The 15,418-nt window shown below is 70.2% G+C and carries 12 protein-coding genes and 1 pseudogene; 9 read left to right on the forward strand and 4 right to left on the reverse strand.

The genetic code is table 11. The features are described from left to right. From ABZS77_RS28585 to ABZS77_RS28600, 4 genes and pseudogenes are all read left to right on the forward strand, one after another. Window positions 1-721 (forward strand): annotated as a pseudogene (locus tag ABZS77_RS28585) (RICIN domain-containing protein); the annotation flags it as partial. A 129-nt stretch (window positions 722-850) separates the two neighbouring features. Next, a complete protein-coding gene (locus ABZS77_RS28590) occupies window positions 851-1,471 on the forward strand; it encodes a class I SAM-dependent methyltransferase (protein ID WP_354829179.1) in 621 nt (206 codons plus the stop codon). A 58-nt stretch (window positions 1,472-1,529) separates the two neighbouring features. After that, window positions 1,530-1,736: a hypothetical protein gene (locus ABZS77_RS28595; RefSeq protein ID WP_354829181.1), complete on the forward strand. Its 207-nt coding sequence runs from the start codon at window positions 1,530-1,532 to the stop codon at window positions 1,734-1,736. 224 nt (window positions 1,737-1,960) lie between these two features. After that, window positions 1,961-2,899, forward strand: coding sequence for a beta-ketoacyl-ACP synthase III (locus ABZS77_RS28600; RefSeq protein ID WP_354829184.1), 939 nt, complete (start codon window positions 1,961-1,963; stop codon window positions 2,897-2,899). Between the two features lie 95 nt (window positions 2,900-2,994). Here the strand turns inward: ABZS77_RS28600 and bla are convergent, their stop codons facing one another. After that, complete coding sequence (gene bla, locus ABZS77_RS28605) at window positions 2,995-3,933, reverse strand: class A beta-lactamase (RefSeq protein WP_354829187.1); 939 nt, start codon at window positions 3,931-3,933, stop codon at window positions 2,995-2,997. A gap of 112 nt (window positions 3,934-4,045) precedes the next feature. Here bla and ABZS77_RS28610 point away from each other — a divergent pair, with 112 nt between their 5' ends. The 4 genes from ABZS77_RS28610 (at window position 4,046) to ABZS77_RS28625 (ending at window position 11,252) form a co-directional block, all read left to right on the forward strand. Then, entirely contained in the window at window positions 4,046-4,738 is a 693-nt protein-coding gene (locus ABZS77_RS28610) for a type 1 glutamine amidotransferase domain-containing protein (RefSeq protein WP_354829190.1), read from the forward strand. 403 nt (window positions 4,739-5,141) lie between these two features. Then, window positions 5,142-8,141 carry a glycoside hydrolase family 95 protein gene (locus ABZS77_RS28615; RefSeq protein ID WP_354829193.1) on the forward strand — a complete coding sequence of 1,000 codons (3,000 nt, stop codon included), beginning with the start codon at window positions 5,142-5,144 and terminating at the stop codon, window positions 8,139-8,141. Between the two features lie 302 nt (window positions 8,142-8,443). After that, window positions 8,444-10,159: a cellulose binding domain-containing protein gene (locus ABZS77_RS28620; protein ID WP_354829196.1), complete on the forward strand. Its 1,716-nt coding sequence runs from the start codon at window positions 8,444-8,446 to the stop codon at window positions 10,157-10,159. Between the two features lie 199 nt (window positions 10,160-10,358). Further along, window positions 10,359-11,252, forward strand: coding sequence for an SGNH/GDSL hydrolase family protein (locus ABZS77_RS28625; protein WP_354829199.1), 894 nt, complete (start codon window positions 10,359-10,361; stop codon window positions 11,250-11,252). 75 nt (window positions 11,253-11,327) lie between these two features. Here ABZS77_RS28625 and ABZS77_RS28630 read toward each other — a convergent pair whose 3' ends face one another. From ABZS77_RS28630 to ABZS77_RS28640, 3 genes are all read right to left on the reverse strand, one after another. Continuing rightward, window positions 11,328-12,638, reverse strand: coding sequence for a radical SAM protein (locus tag ABZS77_RS28630; protein WP_354829202.1), 1,311 nt, complete (start codon window positions 12,636-12,638; stop codon window positions 11,328-11,330). A 61-nt stretch (window positions 12,639-12,699) separates the two neighbouring features. Continuing rightward, window positions 12,700-13,104, reverse strand: coding sequence for a superoxide dismutase, Ni (gene sodN / locus ABZS77_RS28635; protein WP_354829204.1), 405 nt, complete (start codon window positions 13,102-13,104; stop codon window positions 12,700-12,702). Between the two features lie 189 nt (window positions 13,105-13,293). Then, window positions 13,294-14,661 (reverse strand): aminotransferase class V-fold PLP-dependent enzyme, encoded by a 1,368-nt coding sequence (locus ABZS77_RS28640; protein ID WP_354829207.1) that lies wholly within the window; start codon window positions 14,659-14,661, stop codon window positions 13,294-13,296. Between the two features lie 133 nt (window positions 14,662-14,794). Here ABZS77_RS28640 and ABZS77_RS28645 point away from each other — a divergent pair, with 133 nt between their 5' ends. After that, entirely contained in the window at window positions 14,795-15,409 is a 615-nt protein-coding gene (locus ABZS77_RS28645; protein ID WP_354829210.1) for a dihydrofolate reductase family protein, read from the forward strand. Window positions 15,410-15,418: the final 9 nt, after the last annotated feature.

Raw genomic sequence — 15,418 nt, forward strand, 5'->3', positions numbered from 1 at the left:
TCAGGCCAATCTGCAGCGGTTCGCTGATCTGGGTGTGGATGTGCAGATCACCGAGTTGGACGTGATGACCGGCTCCAACCAGGCCAACATCTTCGGATCGGTCACCCGCGCCTGCATGAACGTCTCCCGCTGCACCGGCATCACCGTGTGGGGCGTACGGGACAGCGACTCGTGGCGCGGGAGCGACAACGCGCTGCTGTTCGACAGGTCGGGCAACAAGAAGGCCGCGTACACCTCGGTCCTCAACGCCCTGAACGCGGGCTCGAACCCGACGACGCCCCCGCCGGGCACCCCGGTGGACACCACCGCCTGGTACGTGCTGGTGAACCGGAACAGTGGCAAGGCGCTCGACGTGTACGAGCGGGCGACCACCGACGGTGCGCGGATCGCGCAGTGGGCCAGGAACGACGGGGCGTGGCAGCAGTGGCAGTTCGTGGACTCGGGCGGTGGCTACTACCGGCTGAAGTCCCGCAACTCGGGCAAGGTGCTGGACGTCTACAACTTCTCCACCGCCGACGGTGGAGCGATCGTCCAGTGGAGTGACGGCAACGGTACGAACCAGCAGTTCCGGCTCGCCGAATCCGCCGGTGGATACCTCCGTCTGATCAACCGCAACAGCGGCAAGGCGGTCGAGGTGCAGGGCGCGTCCACCGCCGACGGCGGCAACGTCGTCCAGTACGCCGACTGGGGTGGCAACAACCAGCAGTGGCAGCTGGTCCGCACCGGGTAGCCACCCCGGCACCCGCGGCGCGGCTTTGAACCTGCTGTACGAGCACTGCGGTGGCGCGGACCCACACGTCCGCGCCACCGCCGTCACCCGCCCGCCGGATCGAGCTTCTATAGTCGGCAGGTGAACGCGGAACAGGTCCGGCAGGCGTACTCGTCAGTGGCGCAGCTCTACATCGGGCTGTTCGGCAGCCGCGAGCAGGTGCACCCGGACGACCTCGCCTTCATCGAACGGCATCTGGCGGGCCACCCCGGCCCGGTGCTCGATCTGGGCTGCGGGCCCGGCCACATCACCGCCCACCTCCGTTCGCTTGGCGTCGACGCGGCCGGAGTCGACATGGTGCCCGAGTTCATCGACCACGCGCGGGCGACCCACCCGGACGGGAGGTACCGGCTCGGGTCCATCGACGCCCTCGACGTCGCCGACGGCTCGCTCGCCGGCATCCTGGCCTGGTACTCACTGATCCACCTTCCGCCGCAGGATCTCGACGGCGTGCTCGCCCGACTCCGACGGGCGGCCGCTCCACAGGCGACCGTGGTGGTCGGCTTCTTCGACGGGGACGAGGTCGACGCCTTCGACCACAAGGTCGTGACCGCCTACCGCTGGCCCGTCGACGAGTTCTCCGCGCGGCTGGCGCGAGCCGGGTTCACCGAGGTGGAGCGCCTTCAGCGGTCCACCGATGGCACTCATCGACGGCACGCCGTCATCGCGGCGACCGCGACCGAGAGGCCGAACGGACGGTGACGACCGCACGGCGCCAACGCCGTTTGCGGTACCTGGACGCCGGGCAACAAGAGTCACCATGACGAATGAACGACGCATGTCTGTCGGCGACTACGTCCTGCGACTTGTCGGGGGAGTGGCGGTCATCGTGGGGCTTCTGGGCATCTTCGGCACCTTGGCCGAGGGCAATGTCGTCGGAATGATCCTCAGTGGCATCTTCATCGTCGGTGGGGTCGTCGCCCTCAAGCGTTCAGGGCCATCGGGTCGCGCGAAAGAGGCGGCGTGAGCTGAGCCCGTCGTGAGCGCCGCCCGGGCGGACGCGGCGGGCACGGCCTCCACCAGCGGCGACGGCACGCCGTGCGGCGGGAGGGGCGGCCTCGGGCGGGTGTGACCACATCGTCCACGATGTGGTCACGGGGCGGACACCACGTCCGCCGGTGGCATCCTGTCCGGGAAGCATGTCGTCCCTCGCGCCACGCGCACGATGCGCCGACGATCGGAGCACCGCCCATGATTGGCTCACGCATTCTCGCGTTCGGCCACTACCAGCCCGCCACCGTGCTCACGAACGACGACCTGGCCCGCATGGTGGACACCAGCGACGAGTGGATCCGCAGCCGGGTGGGGATCCGCACCCGCCACATCGCGGACAAGGCCGACTCCGTCGACTCGATGGCGGCCCACGCGGCCCGGCATGCTCTGGAGAACGCCGGCGTGCGTGCCGAGGACGTCGACTACGTCCTCGTCGCCACCTGCACCGCCGAGGACCGGTCTCCGAACATCGCCGCCCGGGTGGCCGCACAGCTGGGTCTGCCGAGCCCGGCGGCGCTGGATCTCAACGTCGCCTGCGCCGGCTTCACGCACGCCCTCGCCACCGCCGACCATGCCATCCGCGCGGGGGCCGCCCGCACGGCGGTCGTCGTCGGCGCGGAGAGGCTGTCGGACTGGACGGACTGGTCGGACCGGAGCACCTGCGTCCTCGTCGGTGACGGAGCGGGCGCGGCGGTCCTCACCGCCGCCGACCAGGCGGAGGTCGGGCCGGTGGTGTGGGGCTCGGTGCCGCAGATGTCCGACGCCGTCCGCATCGAGGGACGCGACGGTACGTTCCAGCAGGCGGGACAGACCGTGTTCCGGTGGACGACGACCGCCCTGCCGCGCATCGCCATCTCGGTCTGCGAGCGTGCCGGTGTCGATCCGGCGGAGCTGGCGGCGATCGTGCCGCACCAGGCCAACCTGCGCATCATCGAGCCGCTGGCCCAACGGATCGGCGCCGCGAACGCGGTGATCGCCCGCGATGTCGTCGACTCGGGCAACACCTCGGCCGCCAGCATCCCCCTGGCGCTGTCCAAGATGGTGGAACGCGGCGAGATCCCCTCCGGGGGCTGGGTGCTGCTGTTCGGCTTCGGTGGGGGCCTGTCCTACGCCGGCCAGGTGGTGCGCTGCCCCTGACCGGATCTGGCGGTGACCGAGCCCGCGCGGCGGCCGGTCGGGCGGTCGCCGGACGACGGCCCAGGGCTACGCGTGGTGTCGCTCGCGACGCGCGGTCAGAGCTGCGCGATCACCACTTCGGTGGCCCGGGCGACGAGGGCGTCGTCGTGGGTGGCGTCCTTCTCGTCGCGGCTTGACAGCACGGCGAGGACGACCGGGGCGCGATCCGGCGGCCAGATCACGGCGATGTCGTTACGGGTGCCGTACCCGCCGGTGCCGGTCTTGTCCCCGACGACCCAGCCGTCGGGGACGCCGGCCCGGACGAGCGCGCCGCCGGTGGTGTTGCCCCGCAGCCAGCCGATGAGGATGTCGCGGTCGGCGGGTTCGAGGGCGTCGCCGACGGCGTACGCCCGCAGGTCGCCGGCCAGTGCCCGAGGGCTGCTGGTGTCCCGCCGGTCGCCGGGAGTCGCCTCGTTGAGGCTGGTCTCGTACCGGGCGGCGTCGGTGACCGTGTCACCGATCCCGCGCAGTTGGGCCTCGAACCCCTGGGGCCCACCGAGGTGACGCAGCAGCAGATTGCCGGCCGTGTTGTCGCTGTGGCGGACGGCGGCGTCGGCGAGGGCGCGCACCGTCATCCCGTCGGCGACGTGCCGTTCGGTGATCGGCGAGTGCGCCACCAGGTCCTTCGCCGGGTACCGCACCACCCGGTCCAGCTCGGCGTCGGTGGTCTCGTCGAGGACCTCGGCGGCGGCCAGCGCCTTGTACGTCGAGGCGTAGGCGAACCGCTCGTCGGCGCGGTACGTCACCGTCCGGCCCGTGCCGGTGTCGACGGCGTAGATCCCCAGCCGCGCCCCGTACGTCTCCTCCAGCCGGCGGAAGTCCTGGCTGCGGTCGGGTGTCGGGGAGGCGCTGGCGGGTGTCTCGCCACTGTCGCGCGTCGGCGCCCCGGTCGGGTCGGCGGTGCCGCACGCGGCCAGGGCGACCAGGGCCGACGCCGCGACGAGCGCTGTCGCCGGCCGTCCTGGCGGCCCGGCGGTGGCACGGGCACCGAGCATGTCCTGAACTCCCCGGGGTGCTGGCTGACGGTCGCGGGCGGGAGACGGAGGCCATGGTATCGCCCTCGCCGACCAGGGGTATCTATCAGCAGAACTGCTGATAGGAGTGGACATGACCAAGGTTCTGATGGTGTTGACCTCGCACGACCAGTTGGGGGACACCGGAGACAAGACCGGTTTCTGGCTCGAGGAGCTGGCGACGCCCTACTACCGCTTTCGGGACGCCGGATGGGATGTGACGCTCGCCTCGCCCCGGGGCGGGCGGGCGCCGCTGGACCCGAAGAGCACGGAGCCGGACTTCCAGACGGACGAGACCCGCCGGTTCGAGGCGGACGCCGAGGCGAAACGCCAGCTTGACGCGACGGTACGGCTCGACTCGGTGGCGGTCGAGGACTTCGACACCGTCTTCTACCCGGGGGGCCACGGCCCGCTGTGGGACCTCGCCGAAGACGACAATTCGGTCAAACTGATCGAGCGGGTCGTCGCGGCGGGCAAGCCGATCGCGCTTGTGTGCCACGCGCCCGGGGTGTTGCGGCACTGCACGACGCCCGACGGTGAGCCGCTGGTCGCCGGACGGCGGGTCACCGGATTCACCGACAGCGAGGAGGGGGCCATGGGTCTGACGACGGTCGTCCCGTTCCTCGTCGAGGACGAGTTGGTCGCCAAGGGCGGCGAGTTCTCCAAGGCGGGAAACTTCGAGCCGTACGTGGTGACCGACGGTCTGCTCGTCACCGGTCAGAACCCGGCGTCGTCGGGTCCGGCAGCGGACCACCTGATCTCCCTGGTCGGCCGGACCGACGGCTAGCTGGGCCACCTTTCGTCCGGCGGGACCACGACCGGTGGTCCCGCCGGACGAAAGACCGCGCCTGGCGGCCTATGACATCTGATGTATGTGCGGCCTGTCGCGTGTCTGGCCGTCGTTCCTGCTGGTATCGGCCCTGCCTGCCGCCGCCGCCACTGTCGGGCGTCGTCTGAATCTCCCTGGTCACTGTCCCCGTGGGGCGGCAAGGTCCACATCGATCGATCATTGCCTATCTCGCGGCTCCGGTGTAACCTTCGCGAAACACATCGGATGTCTGACTGTCCATGGGCCGCCAAGGACCCACGCGGCGACGTCGTGGTGTGGCACCACCGAGCGGATCCACTGTGGCTCTCATCCCTGTCGCGCGTGGGGTGGCCGGATCGGTCACCGTTTGGAGGATCGATCGATGTCAGACCTGACCCGACGGCAGGCCCTGCGGATGGGCGCTGCCGGCGCGGGCGGCGCTCTGCTGCCGCTCCCGTGGACGGCGGTGGCCCGAGGTGAGTCGGCGGCACCGCCGGCGGTGCTGGCCGCCGGGGACCTGGCGCTCTGGTACGACGAATCGGCTGGCACCGACTGGCTGCGGGCGCTTCCGATCGGAAACGGCCGGCTCGGCGCCATGGTGTTTGGAAACGTCGACGCGGAGCGACTACAGCTCAACGAGGACACCGTCTGGGCCGGTGGCCCGCACGATCCCAGCAACACCAGGGGTGCCGGGGCGCTGGCGGAGATCCGTCGGCTGGTCTTCGCGAACCAGTGGACCCAGGCCCAGAACCTCATCAACCAGGCCATGCTCGGTAACCCTGTGGGGCAGTTGGCCTACCAGACCGTTGGCAACCTCCGGCTGACCTTCCCCACCTCGGGCTCCGCCTCGCAGTACGACCGGCAACTGGACCTGACCACCGCCACCACCTCGGTGACGTACGTGATGAACGGTGTCCGCTACCAGCGCGAGGTGTTCGCGAGCGCGCCCGACCAGGTCATCGCGATGCGGTTGACCGCCGACCGGTCCGGGTCGATCTCGTTCACCGCCACGTTCGACAGCCCGCAACGGACCTCGGTCGCCAGCCCGGACGGCGCCACGATCTCCCTCGACGGCGTCTCCGGTAACCAGGAGGGGGTCAACGGTGCGGTCCGCTTCCTCGCGCTGGCCAACGCCACAGTCGGCGGCGGCAGCGTGTCCAGCTCCGGCGGCACCCTGCGGGTCACCAACGCCACGAGCGTGACCTTGTTGATCTCCATCGGTTCCAGCTACGTCAACTACCGCAACGTCGGGGGTGACTACCAGGGTCTCGCACGGGGGCGTCTCACGGCCGCCCGTGCCAGCAGCTACGACCAGTTGCGCAGCCGGCACGTGGCCGACTACCAGGCGCTGTTCGGTCGGGTCAGCCTCGACCTGGGCCGTACCGCCGCGGCCGACCAGCCCACCGACGTCCGGATCGCCCAGCACAACAGCGTCAACGACCCGCAGTTCTCCGCGCTGCTGTTCCAGTTCGGCCGGTACCTGCTGATCTCGTCGTCGCGGCCCGGCACCCAGCCGGCAAACCTCCAGGCCATCTGGAACGACTCGTTGACCCCGGCCTGGGACTCCAAGTACACGATCAACGCCAACCTGCCGATGAACTACTGGCTGGCCAACACCACGAACCTGTCGGAGTGTCACAGCCCGGTGTTCGACATGGTCCGGGACCTCGCGGTCACCGGCACCCGTACCGCACAGGTGCAGTACGGCGCGGCAAGCGGCTGGGTCACCCACCACAACACCGACGCGTGGCGGGCCACCTCCGTGGTGGACGGCGCCTTCTGGGGCATGTGGCAGACCGGCGGCGCCTGGCTGAGCACCCTGATCTGGGACCACTACCTGTTCACCGGTGACGTCGAGTTCCTGCGGGCGAACTATCCGGCGATGAAGGGTGCCGCGCAGTTCTTCCTCAACACCCTGGTGACCGAGCCGACCCTCGGCTACCTGGTCACCAACCCGTCGAACTCACCGGAACTGAGCCACCACACGGACGCCAGCGTCTGCGCCGGCCCCACGATGGACAACCAGATCCTGCGGGACCTGTTCGACGGCTGCGCCCGGGCCAGCGAGATCCTCGGCGTCGACGAGACGTTCCGCGCCCAGGCGCGCGCCACCCGCGACCGGCTCCCCCCGATGAAGATCGGATCCCGGGGCAACATCCAGGAATGGCTCTACGACTGGGTGGAGACCGAGCGCAACCACCGGCACATCTCCCACCTGTACGGCCTGGCCCCCAGCAACCAGATCACCAAGCGCGGCACCCCGCAGCTGTTCGAGGCCGCGCGCCGGACGCTGGAGCTGCGCGGCGACGACGGCACGGGCTGGTCGCTGGCCTGGAAAATCAACTTCTGGGCGCGGATGGAGGAGGGCAAGCGGGCCCACGACCTGATCCGCTATCTCGCGACCACCGCACGGCTCGCGCCGAACATGTTCGACCTGCACCCGCCGTTCCAGATCGACGGCAACTTCGGCGCCACCGCGGGCATCGCCGAGATGCTGTTGCAGAGCCACGCCGGTGAGTTGCACGTCCTGCCGGCACTTCCGCCGGCCTGGCCGAGCGGCCGGGTGACCGGTCTGCGCGCCCGGGGCGGGCACACGGTCGGCATCACCTGGGCCAACGGACAGGCCACCGAGATTCTGCTGCGGCCGGACCGCGCAGGTACGGTCCGCCTGCGGTCGCGGATCCTGACCGGGACCGTCACGGTCGTCGACACCGCCGACGGTACGGCCGCCCGGACCACCCGGATCGAGAGCGACCTGGTCGACGTCACCGTGCAGGCCGGGCGCACCTACCGGGTCACCAGTTCCGGCGCCACGACACCGACGCTGGAGCAGAGCTTCAGCAACGCGGGAATCACCAACGACACCAACACCGGCGTCGGCAACTTCGACGGCAACGGGGCGACGCTCTCCGCGCAGGCCCTGGCGCAGGCCGGTGCCAGCCCGGGCGGCACGGTGAGCCGCAACGGTGTCACCTTCCGCTGGCCCAACGTCAGCCCCGGTCTCGCCGACAACGCCATCGCCTCGGGCCAGGCGATCAGCGTGACCGGCACGGGCAGCACGCTCGGTTTCCTGCTGACCGGCACCTACGGGGCGGTGTCCGGGACCGGAACGGTCGTCTACGCCGACGGCACCCGCCAGGCGTTCACGCTCAGCTCGCCCGACTGGTACGGCGGGCCGCAGTCCGGGGCCACCGCGGCCATCGTGTCGGCGTACCAGAACCGGCCGGGCAACGTGCGTCAGAACACCGCTGCGTGCATCTACTACGTCGGCGTCGCCCTGCAGAACAGGGCCGTGGCCCGGGTCGAGCTGCCGAACATCAGTGCCCGACCCGCGTCCGGTGTGCCGACCATGCACATCTTCGCCGTGGCGATCGGCGCCTGACGGGTCCGTACGCACCGGCCGACCATCCGGCCCCGCACGTGTCCCGACCCGGACGCGAGCGGGGCCGGCTGGCGTGAGGCACCTTGACGGGCGGCCAACACATCCGCGAAAGTCTATGTCGCAGAGATTGGCACGCTGTGGGGAGCCCGGTGTGCCATCGGGCAACTGTGTATGCCGGTACGGGTGCGATCGGGCCGCGCCTGTTAGCGCTAACAGCGATGCGTACGCCCATGGGCAGACGCCAACTCTCACGCGTGACGCCGTGGATCGTGGTGCGTCACCCCAGCTCAGGAGAATGTTCTATGAGGAAACTCAGAGTGCGCAACGCCGCCCTGGTGTCGGCCGGCGCGGTCCTGTTGGCATCGACGGCGGTAGCCCTGGCGGCGCCGGCGGGCGCCGCGGCCGCCGGCTGTTCGGTGGACTACAGCGTGTCGTCGCAGTGGCAGGGTGGCTTCGGCGCCAACGTCACCATCACCAATCTCGGCGCTCCCGTCAGCGGCTGGACCCTGACCTGGTCCTTCGACGCGGGTCAGACCGTCCAGCAGGCGTGGAACACGTCGTTGACGCAGAACGGCGCGACGGTCACCGCACGGAACGTCGACTACAACGGGGCCATCGCGACGAACGGCACGGCCTCCTTCGGCTTCAACGGCTCGTGGACCGGCAGCAACCCCGCTCCGGTGAGCTTCGCGCTGAACGGGGTGGGCTGCACCGGCGGCACGGAACCCACGCCGCCTCCGACCACCCCACCTCCGACCACCCCGCCCCCGACCACCCCGCCGCCGAACGGGCCGGCGGACATCACGGTGAACAGCGCCACCCGGTACCAGACGGTCGACGGGTTCGGTGCCGCGCAGTCCATCTGGGGTAGCGCCTGGTCGACGGCGGACACGCAGACGCTGGTCGGGATGGGTGCCAACCAACTGGGCCTGTCCATCGTGCGTACCGGCCTGTCACCGGTCTCCAGCGAGTGGGCGACGCATGTCAGCTCGTTGAAGACGGCGAAGTCGTACGGGTCCAACGTGAAGATCCTGGCGTCTCCGTGGACGGCGCCGGCCGCGTGGAAGACGAACAACAGCCGGGTCAACGGCGGCAAGCTGAAGACCGACTACTACGACGACTACGCCAACCACCTGAACAGCTACGTGCAGTACATGCGCAACCAGGGCGTGAACGTCGACGTCACCTCGGTGCAGAACGAGCCGGACTGGCACCCGGACTACGACTCGATGGACTGGAGCGGTACCGAGCTGCGCGACTTCGTCCGCGACCAGGGCGCCAGGGTGCAGAACACCAAGCTCATGGTCGCCGAGGCGGTGAACATGAACTACGGCTTCACCGACCCGACCCTGAACGACACGACCGCCCGGAACAACATCGGCTACATCGGCGGCCACCTGTACGGCACCGAGGAGTCGGGCCGGCTGAAGCCGTACCCCCTCGCCGAGCAGTACCGCAAGCCGGTGTGGATGACCGAGTGGAACCACCACGAGGCGGACGGCAGCGGTTCGAACATCTGGGGCAACCCCAGCAACCTGGCGGTCTGGGACGAGACGCTCGACGACATCATGCGCACGGTGCACAAGTCGATGGAGTCGAACTGGAGCGCCTACATCTGGTGGTACGGCAAGCGCTACTACTCCTTCATAGGTGACGGCGAGGCGGCGTACGGCACGACCGCTGGCGCCCCGCTCAAGCGCGGGTACGCCTTCTCGCAGTACGCCAAGTACGTCCGCCCCGGCTACCAGCGGGTCGCCCTGACGAAGAGTTCCAAGGCCACACCGCTGGAGGTGACCGCCTACCAGGGCGACGGGAAGATCACGCTGGTGATCCTCAACCGGTCGAACAGCGCGGTCAACAACGCGGTGATCCAGGCGCCGCAGAACGTCACCCGGGCGGAGCACTACCTGACCTCGCAGAACGCCAACGCGGCCAGTCAACCGACGAGCGTGAACGGAGGGCAGGCCACCGTCAACGTCGGCCCGCGCAGCATCTCCACAGTGGTGTTCACCCTCTGACGGCCACGCCGGGCGTGCGGGTGTGGCGGATCGTCCGCACCCGCACGCCCCCGATCGTGGTCCCGCCCGGGCGGGAGCGGCACCTCTGCGTCCCACACTCCACAGCGATATTTAGTGAGGACCGTCGATATTGACGTGAGCCCGTCGACGACGACAGGATCTCGGCACCACCCCCACCGTGATCCGTCTGTGAGGCGTCATGACCCGTCCCCGCCTGCCGCTCCTGCGCGCAGCCGCCCGCCTGGCCGCACTCGCCACGGCCACCGCCGGCGTGCTGCTCGCCGTCGCCACACCCGCCAGCGCCGCCGTGCCCACCGGCCGCTACGTCGCTCTGGGTGACTCGTACACCTCCGGCCCGCTGGTCCCGACGCAGATCGACCTGAACTGCCTGCGGTCCAACCGCAACTACCCGGCCCTGGTGGCCGCGTCCGCCGGCTCCTCGTCGTTCGCCGACGTGAGCTGCTCCGGCGCCACCACTGACGACATCCTCTACGGCGGCACCGGCCAACTGGGCATCACGCTGCCGCCGCAGCTCAGCGCGGTCACGTCGAACACCGCCCTGGTCACGGTGCAGATCGGCGGCAACGACATCGGCTTCGCCGGGATCATCGGCGACTGCGCGGAGGCCAGCCTCAGCAGCCCGCTCGGGTCGCCGTGCAAGAACCGCTACACCGCCGGAGGCGTCGACCAGTTGCAGGCCCGGATCACCGCCACCGCGCCCAAGGTGACAAGCGTGCTCCAGGGGATCCGCCGGGCCGCGCCGGGCGCGCGGGTCGTGGTGCTCGGCTACCCGGCGATCGTGCCGGACAGCGGATACGGCTGCTGGCCCGTCGTCCCGATCGCCTACCAGGACGTGCCGTACCTGCGCGCCGTCGAGAAGTCGCTCAACGCGATGCTTGCCAACACCGCGGCCGCGAACGGCGCCACCTACGCCGACGTCTACACCCCGTCCATCGGGCGCGACGCGTGCAAGAGCAGCGGCACCCGGTGGGTCGAGGGACTCGTGCCGCAGAACGCGGCGGCCCCGTTCCACCCGAACGCCCGAGGCGAGCAGGGAATGGCCACGGCGCTCCTCGCCCGACTCAACAGCTGACCGGACACACGATCGGCTGAGCCGGCTCCGTCATGGGGGGCCGGCTCAGCCGCGTCCGGTGGTCCGGGCGTACGGTCAGGCCGGCCCGGACGGCAGGCTGTCCATGAACGAGCTGACCGAGAAGACGGCTCGCCCCGCTCCGGCCGGTCCGTAGCCGGGAGGACTGGACAGGCCGTGGGCGTCCATCGTCGCCCGGTAGACCTCCAGCAGGCGGACGTGGTACTCCAGCGGAGCGCCCTCGGGGTTGTCCCGGCCGAGTGGCGTGGTGGGCTCCGGGCACCAGGTGGTGAACCGCGGGGTGATCCCGCGCGACATGAAGTACTCCAGCCCCTCGGCTGTGGAGTCGATCGCCTCGTTCACCCTCGTGAAGCCGTGCGGTGCGGCCATCTCGACGCCGGCCACGAAGTTCGGGATGACGTTGCGCGGGCCGAAAACCTCGGCGGAGTCGAGGATCCGGCGGTGCCACTCCTCGCGGCCGACGTACCGCTCCTTGCCCGGGCAGTACAACTCGAACAGCCGCTTGTCCCACACCTCGTAGTTGGGGTGGTAGATGCGGATCCCGTAGTCGTGGAACCGCTGCACGTCGGCTCGGGGCAGCGCCTGGGCGACGACCTTGCCGATCCACCGGCCGGGGAACCGCTCCTCGATCGCCTGCGCGTACTGGCCGTAGAAGTCCGCCTCGGCCAGCCCGCCGACGTGCGAGGTGATGCTGCCGCCGGTGAGGGTGTACGCCTGCGAGGCCCGCTCGGTGTCGTACCGGTCGATGATCTCCAGGGCCTCCAGCACCTCGTCGACGGGCTTGACCCCCGTGTAGGGACGACCCGCCTGCTTGTGCTGCCGCCAGTTGTGGTTGATGTCGCAGTACTGGCACTCCTCCTTCGCCCCGAAGTACTGGCAGACCCGGAACGCGGTCAGGTAGATGAGGTAGCCCCACTGGATGGTCGGGGCGACCTCCATCACCGACTTTCCGTTGGCGAGCGTGTGCCGGTAGTAGCTCGGCATCGGCGGCAGTCCGACGTCGGCGATCGGCCGGCCGTCCAGGAACAGGCGCAGCCGCCCGTCGCTGTCGGTGCGGACGCGGTACGGAGACCCGGGGTTGGTGCGTACCGAGACGACCGTCCGGCGCAGCTCGTACGGCCCGCCGGTGAGCACGATCTCCTCCGGCGGTCGGCGCAACGCGGCGGTCCCCAGCTCCGGCAGCGTGCGGTGGTCGAAGGAGAAGATGAAGTAGGACTTCGGCTTGACGTCACCGTTCTCGTTGTCGGTCAACGCCGAGTCGTCGAAGGCGAGGCCGCCGCGCAGCAGGTCCTCCTTGATGACCGCCTCGCGCGGCACGTGCGGGAATCGACTCATCAGGTCTTCGACGAGGTCGGTGCGCGGCGTCATGCGGTCCTCCCGATCGGGGTGCGCCGGACCGGGTGGCGCAGCGCCACCCGGTCCCGACGGCTCAGTTCTGCTTGGTCTCCCAGAAGATCTTCGCGATCTCGTCGATCTTCGCGAGCAACTGCTCCGCGACGGCCGGGTCGGTGGCACCCTTGGCGCCGCCGGCACCGGCCAGCTTGGTGGCCTCGTTGAAGAGGGTGTGCAGCTGCGGGTACTTCTCGAAGTGCGGCGCCTTGAAGTAGTCGGTCCACAGCACCCAGAGGTGGTGCTTGACCAGCTCGGCCCGCTGTTCCTTGATGATCAGCGACCGGGTGCGGAACTCCGGGTCGTCGCTGGCCTGGTACTTCTCCGAGATCGCCTTGATCGACTCGGCCTCGATGCGGGCCTGGGCCGGGTCGTAGACGCCGCAGGGGAGATCGCAGTGGGCGCTCGCGACGGTCCGCGGGCTCAGAAGGCGGGGCAGGTTCATCAGATGTCCTCCAACAGCGAGCAACGTGATCCACGGCGGAGGTTAAGACTTCAACCACACTTCATGTCAACTCGGTCGTCGTGGGCTCGCCACACACCGATTGTGCCGCTCCTGCTCCGCCCGTACCTGCCGGAGACGCCTGTGAGAATCGTCGCCGTGACCGGACGGATCGGGGTGCGGCCGACGACGTCACGCGGCGAGACGGGTGATCGCCGCGATCGACAGGTCCACGTCCGCCTCGGTGGTGGTGGCGTTCGACACCGAGATGCGCATGAGCCGCCGTCCCCGCCACGTCGTGCCGCCCGCCCAACAGGTGCCGTCCGCCTGCACCGCGGCCAGCACCCGGTCGGTGCGCGCGTCGTCACCGAAACCGACGAGCACCTGGTTGAGGACCACCTCGTTGGCGACCTCGAACCCGGCCGCGGTCAGACCCTCGGCGAACCGGCGCGCCAACGCGCAGCAGCGATCCACCAGAGCCGTGAGCCCGTCCTGCCCCAGCTCGCGAAGGCCGGCCCAGACCGCGAACCCCCGGGCCCGGCGCGAGGACTCGGCGGTGAGAGCCGCGCCCGCCGGCACGCCGTCGGCGCCGACGAGGTACGCGGCGTTGAGGGACATCGCCGCCGCGTGCGAGTCGGGCCGGGCGCAGAACGCGAACGCGGTGTCGTACGGCAGGTTGAGCCACTTGTGGCCGTCGCAGGCCCACGAGTCGGCCATTTCCAGCCCGTCCACGAGATGGCGGGTGGTGGGGCTCACCGCGGCCCACAGGCCGAAGGCCCCGTCGACGTGCACCCAGGCGCCGTTCCGGTGCGCCAGCTCGCTGGCTTCCCGCAACTCGTCGCAGGCGCCGGTGTTCACGTTCCCGGCCTGGAGGCACACGATGGTGGGGCCGGCGGGGCCGTCGCTCAGGACGTCGCGCAGCGCCCCGGGGTCGATGGCGCCGTTCGGGCCGGCAGGCACCGGCTGTACGGCGTCCACGCCGAGGCCGAGCAGGCGCAGCGACCTGTCGATCGTGGCGTGCCGCTCGGCTCCGGCGATCACCCGGATCGGCGGCGCACCGAGCAACCCACGCCGTTCCACGTCCCAGCCCGCGTCCGCCAGCACCTGGTGCCGGGCGGCGGCGAGCCCGGCCGTGTTGGCGGCCTGGGCGCCCGTCACGAAGCCGACCGACGCGGTCGCCGGTATCCCGAGCAGCTCCTTGAGCCACGCTCCGGCGGTGGCCTCGGCCGCGACGGCGGCCGGCGAGGTGACGGCGTTGAACGCGAGCTGGTCCCAGCCGACGGTGAGCATGTCGGCGGCCGTCGCGGCCGGTAGCGCGCCACCCACCACGAAACCGAAGTAGCGCGGGCCGGCGCTGGCGACGAGACCGGGCTCGGCGGCGGCGAGCAGGTCCGCCACCACCTGCTCCGGCGGGCAGGGTTGGGCGGGCAGCGGGCCGGCGAACGTCCGGGTCGCCTCGGCCCGACCGGGCGGCGGCGCGACCGGCCGGTCCGGCAGCGAGCGTCGGTAGTCGGCGGCGTGGTCGGCGGCCAGGCGGAACAGGTCGGTGAGGTCCTTCATCGACGCACCATATCCCCGGCCGGGGTGCGGTCCACGACCTCGATCGCGGCGAGGTGTCGGTGGCCGGCCGACGATTTTTGGGATGCTGTGGCGGTTCACCTGACGACATCACCCGATTCGAAGGGGCACCGCGATGGCAAAGGTCATCTCCACGCTGTTCATCTCGGCCGACGGTGTGGCCGAGATCGACCCCGACTGGCACTTCCCGTACTTCGACGACAACATGGGTCGCGCTGTCGGCGAGGACTACGACACCGCCGACGTCCTGCTCATCGGCCGGGAGACCTACGACAGCTTCGCTGGCGCCTGGCCGGACCGGGAGGCCGCCGGAGGGGAGGACGCGTCGTTCGCCAAGCAACTCGGGGACATGCGCAAGATCGTCGTCTCGCGTCAGCCACTGACATTCTCCTGGCGGAACTCGGAACTGCTCTCCGGTGACCTCCTGGACACCGTCGCCGCGCTGCGGGCCGACCCCGACAGCAGGGGTGTCCTGATCCCCGGGTCGATCTCGGTGGTGCAGCAGCTTCTCGCCGCGGGACTTGTCGACGAGTTGCGCCTGCTGGTGCATCCGGTGGCGGCGCGCAAGGGCCGCAGGTTGTTCGACGACGGCGGGACGCCGTACCACCTGAAGGTGACCGCGACCGAGGCGTTCCCCACGGGCGTGATCCGCGTGATCTACGCGCCGACCGACGCGCCCGGGGCGGTCGGCTACGACGAGATCACGGACCAGGTGCCGGCCGGCAGCTAGCTGGCTTGC

This window comes from Micromonospora sp. NPDC005298 (genome assembly GCF_040607375.1).
Lineage (GTDB): Bacteria > Actinomycetota > Actinomycetes > Mycobacteriales > Micromonosporaceae > Micromonospora.

What these genes read in the sequence shown, in the direction of transcription:
- ABZS77_RS28615 (WP_354829193.1), top strand. Translation starts at nt 5,142, where the DNA reads ATGTCAGACCTGACCCGACGGCAGGCCCTGCGGATGGGCGCTGCCGGC.
- ABZS77_RS28625 (WP_354829199.1), top strand. Translation starts at nt 10,359, where the DNA reads ATGACCCGTCCCCGCCTGCCGCTCCTGCGCGCAGCCGCCCGCCTGGCC.
- ABZS77_RS28640 (WP_354829207.1), bottom strand. Translation starts at nt 14,661, where the DNA reads ATGAAGGACCTCACCGACCTGTTCCGCCTGGCCGCCGACCACGCCGCC.
- ABZS77_RS28610 (WP_354829190.1), top strand. Translation starts at nt 4,046, where the DNA reads ATGACCAAGGTTCTGATGGTGTTGACCTCGCACGACCAGTTGGGGGAC.
- ABZS77_RS28620 (WP_354829196.1), top strand. Translation starts at nt 8,444, where the DNA reads ATGAGGAAACTCAGAGTGCGCAACGCCGCCCTGGTGTCGGCCGGCGCG.
- ABZS77_RS28595 (WP_354829181.1), top strand. Translation starts at nt 1,530, where the DNA reads ATGACGAATGAACGACGCATGTCTGTCGGCGACTACGTCCTGCGACTT.
- ABZS77_RS28630 (WP_354829202.1), bottom strand. Translation starts at nt 12,638, where the DNA reads ATGACGCCGCGCACCGACCTCGTCGAAGACCTGATGAGTCGATTCCCG.
- bla (WP_354829187.1), bottom strand. Translation starts at nt 3,933, where the DNA reads ATGCTCGGTGCCCGTGCCACCGCCGGGCCGCCAGGACGGCCGGCGACA.
- sodN (WP_354829204.1), bottom strand. Translation starts at nt 13,104, where the DNA reads ATGAACCTGCCCCGCCTTCTGAGCCCGCGGACCGTCGCGAGCGCCCAC.
- ABZS77_RS28645 (WP_354829210.1), top strand. Translation starts at nt 14,795, where the DNA reads ATGGCAAAGGTCATCTCCACGCTGTTCATCTCGGCCGACGGTGTGGCC.
- ABZS77_RS28600 (WP_354829184.1), top strand. Translation starts at nt 1,961, where the DNA reads ATGATTGGCTCACGCATTCTCGCGTTCGGCCACTACCAGCCCGCCACC.